We start from the raw sequence: 12,769 nt of genomic DNA on the forward strand, positions 1-12,769 counted from the left end.
TTTACCCATACGCGTCATTGCGTTTATAGTTGTTGGCGCTTTTTCACCGTTGCAGCACCATAGTCATTCACTGCAGCCCATGACACATCACCTACTGCAGCTGCAGGTATTGAAAATATTTGTTCCCCAAAGGGAGGAATCGTCATTGACAATGACTCAGGTACAGAACTGTCAGCGAGAGGTTTTACCCGCTTTCCGCCAACAGAGAGTTCTAATAACGAAACATGAAATGGCGTTGGATTTTTTGCGGTTAATTGAGAACCCTGACGGCTAAACCGTAATTTTTCCCACGCTCCGGCAGCGGCCGATTCTTTAAGACTCACTGGCCGCCAAAAAAGTTTCAGCTGTGTTTTCATCGCAAACTGCAGCGTATTTTTATCTTTTAATTCATCAGGCATAGCCGAAACAGATTTAAAGTTGGCAACAAACATCGATTCACGGTCTTGTGGTAGCGATCCTTTATCGCCAATAAAGACGATATGCAGCAGAGCCTGACCATTAGCGTCCATTTTATAAATCGGCGGAGTGATAATAAAAGGCGCTTTTGTGTTATCTGTCTTTGTTACCCAGCTTTGTATCAGATATTTATTGGCGTCTTCTTTATTCTTAATTGATATCTGTACTTCTTTTTTATTCTCCGGGTAAATGATTCTAGTTCCCCCCAGGACAATGCTGGCCTGTGCATTTATGGCAATAAGCCCAATAATGGCAAAACAAATTCGCGCATATAATTTCACCCGCAATACTCCCTGGTCAGGCAGCCCTGAAGGGCTGCCTGTCATACTTAACGATAGAACACGGTAAAATTCGCGGAGGCGTGATATTTACCTGCAGTCGGTTTTGCATCACCAATCTGAATCACTTTCGCGGTATAGTTGAAAATAGAAGGCGTTGCTTCATCGCCAGTATTCGCCACATCCGTGGTTGATACCGGAACGGAGTCATCAAACACAACGTCAGTGTTACCACCATTATTATTGGTTACGGTAATACCTACATTTGTTGCAGCACTCGCATCACTAAGGTCGTTCTTCAGGCGTAAATTCTCGCCGTCAGTAGTGTCACCACTGAACCTCAGGTTTAAACTTGCTATAGCAGGGTCACATTTAGCCAGAGAAATCTGGAAATCTTTTGTCGGGCCAATTGCCCCATCAGAACCAAAATTATCCGGATAAGCATCAGCAAAAGTCACCACGGTATTTGCTCCTGCACCATCGACATCAATAACGCAAGTGTCGGCAACAATACGGCCAGAAAACTCTACCTTACCCGTATCTTCTGCAAATGCAGAAGTATTTACAGCGGCAATCAGGCTTCCGGCCATCAGCACAGTAAGAAGCTTTTTATTCATTAGAATCCCTTAATCAGAACGATTGAATGACAAAGTCCCATTGCCAATAATAAATTACTGGTGAGAAATATTGAGGGTGAGCACGGAGAGAAAAGAATAAAGATATGCAAAAAAACATGATCTTCTGAAATCCATTCGTCAAATCAATACAATGAATCGCGTATAATGAATCTTGTATAGTGTTCACTCGCGGATTAAATCAAACCACCGGAGAGACTGTCTATAGCCTGCGATTTTTCACACACCATAAAAGAAGTTAACTATTTAATTTCCAATATCTTTTACAAACATTTATTTTACTTAATTTGTTCTTAATTAAAATTAAATCAATACAATTACATCATAAAAAAATAAAACTCATATTACCCAGAAATAAAAACACCCGCTAATAGCGGGTGTTTAGGTCTAATTTACTACTGAATTAATTACTACCAAACATCTCTTTAATCCAACCGGCTACGCCATCGCCGTCCTTCTTCTCCTGCTGCGGCGGTTGCTGCTGTTGAGGCTGCTGTTGCTGCGGCTGCTGAGAAGATTGATCGAACGGATTACCCGACTGCTGCAGCATCTCACCTTGCTGACACAGTGAATCCGGATCGGTGGTCCAAACAGGAAGCGTGCGCATACCCCCGCTACAAACGAAGTTACCGTCGTAGTCTACGCCCATATCCACCACATCCTCCGGCGGCGTCAACACCAGCGGTGTTGGCGTCTGGTTGGCCAGATAACGCTGATAAATCGACATCGCGCCGCTGGCACCGTACAGCTTGGTTGGCTGGTTGTTATCGCGGCCCACCCAGGTGATGGTCACCTGGCTGCCGTCGATCCCGGCAAACCAGGTATCCACGTTGTTGTTGGTGGTCCCGGTTTTCCCTGCCAGATGCAGACCCGGATACTTCGCACCAAGCTGGCGACCCGTACCACGCTGAACCACCTGCTGCATAGTCCACAGCGTCATATACGCTGCCTGCGCCGGAACGGCACGCTCGGCCTGTGGGAAACTCTGGTACAGTACGGTTCCATCTTCGGCAATCACCGAACGCAGCGCCGACAGCGGCGCGCGGTTCCCGCCGCTGGCGATAGTCTGGAACGCCTGCGCCACTTCGATTGGTGTCAGGTTCAACGCCCCCAGCAGCATGGCCGGAACCGGGTTAAGCTGATCTTTCGGCGCCCCCAGCTTCAACCAGGTATCGGTTACAGCAGGCAGGCCCAGCGCCATCCCCAGATTTACCGTTGGCACGTTCATTGAACGCGTTAACGCATCCACCAGCATCACTTTACCGCTTTCGCTATAGCGACGGTCATCGTTCTGCGGTGACCACACCTGGCCGTTCGGCTGACGCAGTGCAATCGGCGCGTCGGCAATCCAGGTATTCAGGCGGTACAGTTTCGGCTGGCTGAGCGCGGTCAGATAGGTCGCAGGCTTGGCCAGAGAACCAATCGAACGACGCGCCTGCATCGCACGGTTATAGCCCGCAAACTGCGGTTCTGCTCCGCCGACCATGGCGCGAACTTCGCCGCTAAAGCGGTCAACGACCACAATCGCGGTTTCCAGATCGCTCAGCTTACGCTGTTTCTTCAGTACCGGAATGCCTTCCACCGCCGCTTTTTCTGCGGCATCCTGCGCCACGGAATCAAAGGTGGTGAAAATCTTCACGCCGGAGAGATCTTTAACTTTATCGCCCAGCTTCGCCTGGAGCTCCTGACGCACCATCTGCATAAAGGCAGGCTGCGGGGAGATCACCCCACCACGCGGCTGTACGCCTAACGGACGCGCACTCAGCATGTCATACAGATCCTGGTCGATAATCTGCTGCTGTTGCAGCAAACGCAGAACCAGGTTACGACGCTCCAGCGCCAGTTTCGGGTTACGCCACGGGTTGTAGATCGACGCCCCTTTAACCATCCCCACCAGCAGCGCCTGCTGGTCGAGGCTCAGCTCTTCTACCGGACGACCGAAATAATAAAGGCTCGCCAGCGGGAAGCCGCGAATCTCGTTATCACCACTTTGGCCGAGATAGACTTCGTTCATGTACAGCTCAAGAATGCGGTCTTTGCTGTAACGCGCATCCATGATCAGCGCCATATAGGCTTCGTTGGCCTTACGCCAGTAGGAACGTTCGCTGGACAGGAACAGGTTTTTCACCAGCTGCTGAGTCAGCGTACTGGCCCCCTGTACCGTACGACCCGCCGTCAGGTTCGCCAGCACCGCACGACCAATGGAATAAAGGCTGATACCGTCATGCTCATAGAAGTGACGGTCTTCGGTCGCCAGCAGCGTGTCCACCAGCAGATCCGGGAAGCCGCTACGCGGAACAAACAGGCGCTGCTCACCGTTAGGTGAAGAGAGCATGGTGATCAGACGCGGATCGAGACGGAAGAAACCGAACTGGCGGTTGTTATCCATATTCTCGATGGTGTCCAGATGATCGCCGTCAAAGGTCAGACGCGCACGCACCTGCCCTTCTTTACTGTCCGGGAAGTCAAACGGACGACGAATCATCTCGATGCTCTTCGCCTGCACTGTAAATTCGCCCGGACGCGTCATCTTCGTCACCTGACGATACTGCGTGGCCTCCAGCAGCTTCACCATCTCGTTTTTGCCGATAGGCATTTCTGGCTCAAGGTTAACCATACGGCCATAAACTGCCGCAGGAAGCTGCCAGACTTTGCCATCAATACGGCTACGGATTTTTTGGTCCAGATAAACGCCGTAAATGGCAATCAGCACCAAAAAGACAATCGACAGTTTTACCAGCAGCCAGAACCAGCCGCGCTTACCACGAGGCTTACGCCCTTTGCCTTTACCCTTACGCGGCATCGGTTCTTCATCCTCATAGTCATCATCATCATAATCGTCGTCATACTCATCATCTCTGAGTTGACGACGGCTCACCTTTTGTTTCACCGGACGCGAGGGTTTCCCTTTACGTCCAATTGGCTCGCGGTCATTCCCCGCCATGCTTTTTCTCCGCAACATTCAGGCGCAAGGGCCCGATTCTCTGTTCTTCCGTCCTGCGACAGAAGAAGAAATCTCTCAATTATTACCGCTCTTTCGCCGGATGCGGCATAACGCCTTATCCGGCCTACAGTTACATTACGAATACTTTTTGGTACGCCGCGTTGGCGCAGTATTCGCCGGATCGTCCGGCCAGACATGTTTGGGATAACGCCCTTTCATCTCTTTTTGCACCTCACGGTACGATCCCTGCCAGAACGCGCTCAGATCGCTCGTCACCTGTAGCGGTCTTTGGGCCGGAGACAGCAGCTCCAGCACCAGCGGCACGCGCCCCTGGGCAATGGTTGGAGTCTTTGCTTCACCAAACATTTCCTGCATCCGAACCGCCAATACTGGAGGATTATCCTCATGATAGCGAATAGCAATCCGGCTTCCCGTCGGCACAGTGTAATGCGCAGGCAGCTCACTATCCAGACGTTGCAACATTGACCAGTCCAGTAAACCGCGCAACGCCTGTCCCACATTGAGTGCTTTTAATGCGCGTAACGAGTGCACACCGCTCATGTGCGGCAGCAGCCAGGTCTCCAGCGATGCCAGCAGAGAATCCTCATCTACCGCGGGCCAGTCGTATTCTGGCAACCAGTTTGCCGCACATTGCAGACGCAGTCGAAACTGCTCGGCTTCCGGCGTCCAGTTGAGCACACTTAGCCCTTTATCGCGAATGCCATTCAACATCGCCTGATGCAACTCCTCTTCCGAGGGTTTGGCCAATGGCTGTACTTTTACCGTGAGCTGACCAATGCGCGACCGACGCAATGCCTTTAACGTTCCCTGGGTTTCATCCCATTCGATGGTGTCGGACTGTTGTAGCAGCTCAGGACATGCCTGCATCAGCGACTCGATATCCAGCGGCAGAGCCAGCAAGATACGCGCGTCTGGCGAAGCGCTGCCCTGCAACAAAAGTGGCGCTATCAACCATTCATGGCGTCCTGAGGCATCATCAGCATCCAGCATGGCACCCATGCCATTCGCCAGTTGATAGCGCCCTTCCTGCCCGCGTCGACGCGCGATCCGATCGGCAAACGCCCGCGCCAGCAATGAGGGGAGCAGCGTGCTGTCGGGCTGCCCACCGCTAACGTTAAGCCGTTTCAGCAACTGTTGACTGCGCTGCTGCCAGGCGGGCTGATTTCGTGAAAACGCCACGGTCAGATCGGTACTTCCGCCGCGCGGCGGCTCTTCCAGAATCGCAGCCAGTTTTGCCGCCGTAGCCGCTTCGGTATTATTTTTGGCACCGACCAGCATCGCCGCTAAACGAGGATCGTTACCCAATGCCGCCATTTTCTGCCCGCGGGCACTGAGCCTGTCGCCCTCAAGCGCGCCCAGCATCTGCAACAGCCGTTTTGCCGCCTGCAGGTTGATGGCGGGCGGCGTATCCAGCCAGTTCAGTTGTTCAGGTTCGGTACATCCCCATTGCAGCAACTCCATCAGTAGCCCGGACAGATCGCTCTGCAATATCTCCGCTTCCCCCTGCGCTGCCGCTCTTTCTGCCTGCTCTTTGGCAAGCAGATGCAGGCAAATACCGGGCTCCAGACGACCCGCACGTCCCGCGCGCTGAGTCATCGAAGCCTGGCTGATGCGCTGGGTAATCAGTCGCGTCAGACCGGTACGCACGTCATAGCGCGCCACGCGTTCCTGGGCGCAGTCCACCACCAGTCGGATGCCTTCGATCGTCAAGCTGGTTTCAGCAATATTGGTGGCCAGCACCACTTTGCGTTTGCCTTGCGGCGCGGGCACAATCGCCTGACGCTGCTCGGAAAGCGTTAACGCGCCGTACAGTGGACACAGCACAACATCGCTGCCTACACGCGTAGCCAGCTGCTCCTGTACACGCAGGATTTCGCCCACACCCGGTAAAAATAGCAGCAGTGACCCGCTTTCATGGCGCAATAGCTCCGCCGTCGCTATCGCCACCGCTTCATCAAAACGCAAATGCGCCGCCAACGGCTGATACCGCCGCTCAACGGGAAATGCGCGACCTTCAGAAACGATCGTCGGCGCATCGGGCAACATCTGCTGCAAACGCCCGTTATCCAGAGTGGCGGACATAATCAACAGTTTCAGATCGTCCCGCAGCCCTTGCTGTACATCTAGCAATAGCGCCAGCGCCAGATCAGCCTGTAAACTCCGTTCGTGAAATTCGTCGAGGATCACCAGCCCGACGCCTGTCAGTTCAGGATCGCGTTGGATCATCCGCGTCAGGACGCCCTCTGTTACCACTTCCAGCCGGGTCTGCGGCCCTACGCAACTTTGTGCGCGCATGCGATAGCCCACGGTTTCACCAGGCTTTTCGTTCAGCAATTCCGCTAATCGTTGCGCCACATTGCGCGCTGCCAGGCGGCGCGGCTCCAGCAAAATAATCCGCCCCGTAATACCGCGATGCTCAAGAAGTCGCAACGGCAGCCAGGTCGATTTCCCGGCACCGGTCGGCGCCGTCAGCAGAACCTGCGGCGAGGCATCAAGGGCGGTAAGAAGTTCAGGCACTACAGCGGCAACGGGCAACGACGTCACAAATGGCTCCAGAGGGTTAACATTCTTCGCGCTGCATTGTAGCATCGCGTTAATTCATAACCGAGTATCCATCATGTCTGAGCCAAAAAGGCTGTTCTTTGCGATTGAATTGCCAGCCGGGGTTCGGGAGCAGCTAATCCACTGGCGGGCCGCGCAGTTCCCCCCTGAAGCGGGTCGCCCCGTCGCGACTGATAATCTGCATCTGACGCTGGCCTTTTTAGGCGACGTCAGCGCTGAGAAGCAACAGGCGCTGTCGCAGCTCGCGGGGCGTATTCGCCAGCCAGGTTTCACGCTCAAATTCGATGATGCCGGGCAATGGCTGCGCTCCAGGGTCGTGTGGCTGGGTATGCGTCAGCCGCCGCGCGGGTTGCTGCAACTGGCGAATATGCTACGGGCGCAGGCAGCGCGTAGCGGGTGCTATCAAAGCCCGCAGCCGTTTCACCCGCATATCACGCTGCTGCGCGATGCCGGCCACGCGGTGCCAATCCCTCCACCGGGCTTTGGCTGGTCATTTCCGGTTACGGAGTTCGCACTTTACTCCTCCTCATTTTCACGAGGACGCACGCGTTATACGCCGCTGCAACGCTGGACGCTGACTGAATAATTAAAGGGACTGCTTATGCAATTTTCTCCACCTTTACAACCTGCAACGCTCATTCAGCGCTATAAGCGCTTTTTAGCGGATGTGATCACACCCGATGGCACAGCGTTAACGCTACACTGCCCAAATACCGGTGCGATGACCGGATGCGCAATGCCAGGTGACACCGTTTGGTATTCGACATCAGAAAATACTAAACGCAAATATCCACATACCTGGGAATTAACGCAAACCCAATCCGGTGAATTTATTTGTGTTAACACGCTGTGGGCCAACAGATTAACGAAAGAGGCGATTCAACAGGCGTTAATTTCGGAAGTTTCAGGCTACAGTACTTTGAAAAGTGAAGTAAAATACGGCGCAGAAGGGAGCCGCATCGACTTTTTGTTACAGGCAGATTCCCGACCTGACTGCTATATTGAAGTGAAATCAGTCACGTTGGCGGAAAAAGAGCAGGGTTATTTTCCCGATGCCATCACTGAACGAGGTCAGAAGCATCTTCGGGAATTGATGAGCGTAGCGGCTGAAGGCAAGCGGGCAGTGATATTTTTCGCCGTGCTACATTCAGCCATTACAAGGTTTTCACCCGCGCGCCATATCGATGCAAAATATGCGCAATTATTAGTTGAAGCACAGCTTAAGGGGGTTGAAATTCTGGTTTATAAAGCGGAACTTTCTGCCCACGGTATGACTCTTAAAGAGCCGTTGCCCATTACCTTGTAATGGTGTAAATATCTGGTCAATTAGTATTCTGGGCGCGTGGGCAAATACGCTTTTCCTCACAGGGTTGTCAAGTGTTACGTTTAGATAATTGCTATCCGGAAAAGCATCTGCTATTTATAGCGACCTGATTTTTCCCCCGAACATGGGGATCGATAGTGCGTGTTAAGGAGAAGCAACATGCAAGAAGGGCAAAACCGTAAAACATCGTCCCTGAGTATTCTCGCCATCGCTGGGGTGGAGCCGTACCAGGAGAAACCGGGCGAAGAGTATATGAACGAAGCCCAGCTGTCGCACTTCAGGCGTATTCTTGAGGCATGGCGCAATCAACTTAGGGATGAAGTCGATCGCACCGTAACTCATATGCAAGACGAAGCGGCTAACTTCCCTGATCCGGTGGACCGCGCCGCACAGGAAGAAGAATTCAGCCTTGAGCTGCGTAACCGTGACCGTGAGCGCAAACTGATCAAAAAGATCGAGAAGACGCTGAAGAAAGTAGAAGACGAAGATTTCGGCTACTGCGAATCATGCGGCGTAGAAATTGGTATTCGCCGTCTGGAAGCGCGTCCGACAGCCGATCTGTGCATCGACTGTAAAACGCTGGCAGAAATCCGCGAAAAACAAATGGCAGGTTAATTCCGGTCATTTTTACCACGTTTACTACAGGCGGGAGCTTCTCCCGCCTTATTATTTGTTAGTCCGCAAAATGAGTGATTCACACTATATAGGCCGCTTCGCCCCTTCCCCTTCCGGCGAACTGCATTTCGGCTCACTAATTGCCGCCCTCGGGAGTTACCTGCAGGCTCGTGCCCGGCGTGGAATCTGGCGAGTACGCATTGAAGATATTGACCCCCCTCGTGAAGTTCCCGGTGCTGCAGATACGATTCTGCGTCAGCTGGAACATTACGGACTGCACTGGGATGGCGATATTTTATGGCAATCCCAACGTCATGATGCCTACCGCGAGGCGCTCGCCTGGTTACATCAACAGGATCTGAGCTATTACTGCACCTGTACGCGGGCGCGTATTCAAAGCGTCGGCGGTATTTATGACGGCCACTGCCGTGAGTTACGCCTCGGACCAGAGCAGGCGGCAGTCCGCATAAAGCAACGTCACCCGGTGATGCAGTTTACTGACCAACTGCGCGGTGAAATTCAGGCAGATCCACAGGTTGCAGGCGAAGATTTTATCATTCACCGTCGCGACGGGCTGTTTGCCTATAACCTCGCCGTGGTGGTTGATGACCACTTTCAGGGCGTAACGGAGATTGTACGCGGCGCCGATCTTATCGAACCCACGGTGCGGCAAATCTCTTTGTATCAGCAGTTTGGCTGGCAAGCGCCTGACTATATTCATCTTCCGCTGGCGCTCAACGAACAAGGCGCTAAACTTTCAAAACAAAATCATGCACCTGCGCTGCCGCAAGGCGATCCGCGTCCGGTGATTATTGCCGCGCTGCGCTTTCTCGGCCAGCGTGCCGATATCCCGTGGCAGGATATGCAGGTTGATCAGATCCTGGAGTTTGCCGTTGAGAATTGGCGTCTGACAACGGTGCCTGAATCGGCGATCTTAAATCCGGCATTCTCAAATGCATCATGCTGAGCTATGATTAGCCGCTATTTTTACACAGCAACACTTGTTCTGATTGAAGTTTGACACTACCGAGGTGCACTATTTTTACCCGAGTCGCTAATTTTTGCCGCAAGGTGCTAAGCCGCGAGGAGCGCGAGGCTGAGCTCGCCGTCGCCCGTCCACATATGACGGTAATTCCGCGTGAGCAGCACTCTATCTCCCGCAAAGATATCAGTGAAAATGCCCTGAAGGTAATGTACAGGCTCAATAAGGCCGGATACGAGGCATGGCTGGTTGGCGGTGGTGTACGCGATCTTTTGCTGGGCAAAAAGCCGAAAGATTTTGATGTCACCACTAACGCAACGCCGGATCAGGTGCGCAAACTGTTTCGTAACTGTCGCCTGGTCGGTCGCCGTTTCCGTCTGGCCCATGTCATGTTCGGCCCAGAAATTATCGAAGTGGCGACGTTCCGCGGCCATCATGAAGGCAGCGAATCCGATCGCACAACATCGCAGCGTGGGCAAAACGGTATGCTGCTGCGTGACAACATCTTCGGCTCCATCGAAGAAGATGCACAGCGTCGCGATTTCACGATTAACAGCCTGTATTACAGCGTGGCCGATTTCACCGTACGTGATTACGTTGGGGGAATGCAGGATCTCGAAGAGGGCATCATTCGCCTGATCGGTAATCCGGAAACGCGCTACCGCGAAGATCCTGTACGTATGCTGCGCGCCGTGCGCTTTGCCGCCAAGCTCGACATGCGTATCAGCCCGGAAACCGCAGAGCCTATCCCGCGTCTGGCTACCTTGCTTAACGATATTCCTCCTGCACGCCTGTTTGAAGAAGCGCTCAAGCTGTTACAGGCGGGCTATGGGTACGAAACCTATAAAAAACTGCGTGAGTACAGCCTGTTCCAACCGCTGTTCCCAACCATTACGCGCTACTTCACCGAAGACGGTGACAGCCCGATGGAACGCATCATTGCCCAGGTACTGAAGAATACCGATAACCGCATTCATAATGATATGCGCGTTAACCCGGCGTTCTTGTTTGCTGCCATGTTCTGGTATCCGTTACTGGAAGCCGCACAGAAAATTGCGCAAGAAAGCGGTCTGGCCTATTACGACGCTTTCGCGCTGGCAATGAACGACGTGCTGGACGAAGCCTGCCGCTCGCTGGCGATCCCGAAACGTTTGACCTCACTGACCCGCGATATCTGGCAGTTGCAGTTACGTATGTCCCGTCGCCAGGGCAAACGCGCCTGGAAGCTGATGGAGCATCCAAAGTTCCGCGCAGCTTACGACCTGTTAGCGCTGCGTGCTGAAGTCGAACACAACGCGGAATTGCAGCGACTGGCGAAATGGTGGGGTGAATTCCAGGTTTCTGCGCCGCCAGAACAAAAAGGCATGCTGAACGAGCTGGATGAAGAGCCAGACGCACGGCGTCGCCATCGTCGCCCGCGTAAACGCGCGCCACGCCGTGAAGGCTCCGCATGACCTATCACGTATACCCAACAAATTTCGAGTCGTATCAAGGTGGTAACACAGATGCAGCTTGAAAAACGACGGGTATATATCGCCCTCGGCAGTAATTTAGCCTCCCCTCTGGAGCAGGTTAATGCTGCCGTGAAAGCGATCGGGGAAATCCCTGACAGCCGAATCGTGGCTGTCTCCTCATTTTACCGTACGCCACCATTAGGCCCACAGGATCAACCCGATTACCTGAACGCCGCCGTCGCACTGGAAACCACCCTTGCGCCGGAAGAATTACTCAATCACACCCAACGCATTGAGTTACAGCAGGGCCGGGTGCGCAAAGCCGAACGCTGGGGACCACGAACGCTGGACCTCGACATTATGCTGTTTGGCGATGAAGTGATTAACACCGAACGTCTGACCGTACCGCACTACGACATGAAAAACCGTGGTTTTATGCTGTGGCCGTTATTCGAAATTGCCCCTGAGCTTATCTTTCCAGATGGTATCAGCCTGCATCAGCACCTCACCCATCTTGGTGCTGCAAAACCTGCACACTGGTAAAGTATCTTCTCCCCTTTAGCGTTTACTGCTTTAGCGCCAAACGATTGCTTAAAACAATTGCCCCCCTGAATGTGACTGTTAGAATGCCGATAAATATGACTTTCATCATCAGGAAATGTTATGAAACCCACCACCATTTCACTGCTGCAGAAATGCAAGCAAGAGAAAAAGCGCTTCGCGACTATCACCGCCTACGACTACAGCTTCGCTAAGCTGTTTGCCGATGAAGGCATCAACGTGATGCTGGTCGGTGATTCGCTGGGCATGACGGTACAGGGGCACGACTCCACCCTGCCCGTCACCGTTGAAGACATTGCTTACCACACCCGAGCCGTGCGTCGCGGCGCACCGAATTGTCTGCTGCTCTCCGACCTACCGTTTATGGCTTATGCCACTCCGGAGCAGGCGTTTGAAAACGCTGCGGTAGTCATGCGCGCGGGCGCTAATATGGTCAAAATCGAAGGCGGCGCCTGGCTTACGGATACGGTGAAAATGCTCACCGAACGCGCGGTGCCGGTTTGCGGTCATCTGGGATTAACGCCCCAGTCGGTGAATATCTTCGGCGGTTATAAAATTCAGGGCCGCGGCGACGCCGGGCAGGTACTGCTGGATGATGCGCTGGCCTTAGAAGCCGCTGGTGCTCAGTTGCTGGTGCTGGAGTGCGTGCCGGTTGAGCTGGCGAAGCGTGTCACTGAAGCGCTGTCGATCCCGGTGATTGGTATCGGTGCCGGCAACGTCACCGACGGACAAATCCTCGTCATGCATGATGCCTTTGGTATTACCGGCGGCCACATTCCGAAATTTGCGAAGAATTTCCTCAATGAAGCAGGCGACATGCGCGCCGCAGTGCGGCAGTATATGGCTGAAGTGGAGTCCGGCGTTTATCCGGGCGAAGAGCACAGCTTCCACTAATTTTCTGACCGTGCCGGATGACGACGCTACGCGTCTTATCCGG

At 53.4% G+C, this 12,769-nt stretch carries 11 protein-coding genes; 7 read left to right on the forward strand and 4 right to left on the reverse strand.

Annotation, left to right across the window (positions count from 1 at the left end):
• Window positions 1-23: 23 nt before the first annotated feature.
• The 4 genes from OGX90_RS14855 to hrpB form a co-directional block, all read right to left on the reverse strand.
• Entirely contained in the window at window positions 24-737 is a 714-nt protein-coding gene (locus tag OGX90_RS14855) for a fimbrial biogenesis chaperone (RefSeq protein WP_008786251.1), read from the reverse strand.
• Between the two features lie 47 nt (window positions 738-784).
• On the reverse strand, window positions 785-1,351 hold the full coding sequence (locus OGX90_RS14860) for a fimbrial protein (RefSeq protein ID WP_111466101.1): 567 nt from the start codon (window positions 1,349-1,351) through the stop codon (window positions 785-787).
• Between the two features lie 421 nt (window positions 1,352-1,772).
• The gene (gene mrcB / locus OGX90_RS14865; RefSeq protein ID WP_008786249.1) at window positions 1,773-4,313 is read right to left on the reverse strand and encodes a bifunctional glycosyl transferase/transpeptidase; all 2,541 of its coding nucleotides are present in this window, start codon (window positions 4,311-4,313) and stop codon (window positions 1,773-1,775) included.
• A gap of 135 nt (window positions 4,314-4,448) precedes the next feature.
• Window positions 4,449-6,878 carry an ATP-dependent helicase HrpB gene (gene hrpB, locus OGX90_RS14870; RefSeq protein WP_286624164.1) on the reverse strand — a complete coding sequence of 810 codons (2,430 nt, stop codon included), beginning with the start codon at window positions 6,876-6,878 and terminating at the stop codon, window positions 4,449-4,451.
• A gap of 73 nt (window positions 6,879-6,951) precedes the next feature.
• Here hrpB and thpR point away from each other — a divergent pair, with 73 nt between their 5' ends.
• From thpR to panB, 7 genes are all read left to right on the forward strand, one after another.
• The gene (gene thpR, locus OGX90_RS14875; RefSeq protein ID WP_286624166.1) at window positions 6,952-7,482 is read left to right on the forward strand and encodes an RNA 2',3'-cyclic phosphodiesterase; all 531 of its coding nucleotides are present in this window, start codon (window positions 6,952-6,954) and stop codon (window positions 7,480-7,482) included.
• 15 nt (window positions 7,483-7,497) lie between these two features.
• On the forward strand, window positions 7,498-8,202 hold the full coding sequence (gene sfsA, locus OGX90_RS14880) for a DNA/RNA nuclease SfsA (RefSeq protein ID WP_008786246.1): 705 nt from the start codon (window positions 7,498-7,500) through the stop codon (window positions 8,200-8,202).
• Between the two features lie 177 nt (window positions 8,203-8,379).
• Window positions 8,380-8,835, forward strand: coding sequence for an RNA polymerase-binding protein DksA (gene dksA, locus OGX90_RS14885; RefSeq protein WP_003829221.1), 456 nt, complete (start codon window positions 8,380-8,382; stop codon window positions 8,833-8,835).
• Window positions 8,836-8,905: 70 nt separating this feature from the next.
• A complete protein-coding gene (gluQRS, locus tag OGX90_RS14890; protein WP_057066630.1) occupies window positions 8,906-9,802 on the forward strand; it encodes a tRNA glutamyl-Q(34) synthetase GluQRS in 897 nt (298 codons plus the stop codon).
• A gap of 71 nt (window positions 9,803-9,873) precedes the next feature.
• Window positions 9,874-11,271 (forward strand): polynucleotide adenylyltransferase PcnB, encoded by a 1,398-nt coding sequence (pcnB, locus tag OGX90_RS14895; protein ID WP_204192014.1) that lies wholly within the window; start codon window positions 9,874-9,876, stop codon window positions 11,269-11,271.
• 51 nt (window positions 11,272-11,322) lie between these two features.
• Window positions 11,323-11,814: a 2-amino-4-hydroxy-6-hydroxymethyldihydropteridine diphosphokinase gene (folK, locus tag OGX90_RS14900; protein WP_003829228.1), complete on the forward strand. Its 492-nt coding sequence runs from the start codon at window positions 11,323-11,325 to the stop codon at window positions 11,812-11,814.
• A 120-nt stretch (window positions 11,815-11,934) separates the two neighbouring features.
• Window positions 11,935-12,726, forward strand: a complete 792-nt coding sequence (panB, locus tag OGX90_RS14905; protein WP_286624168.1) for a 3-methyl-2-oxobutanoate hydroxymethyltransferase — start codon at window positions 11,935-11,937, stop codon at window positions 12,724-12,726.
• The last annotated feature ends 43 nt before the right edge of the window (window positions 12,727-12,769 follow it).

The organism is Citrobacter sp. Cpo012 (genome assembly GCF_030333015.1).
GTDB lineage: Bacteria > Pseudomonadota > Gammaproteobacteria > Enterobacterales > Enterobacteriaceae > Citrobacter > Citrobacter portucalensis.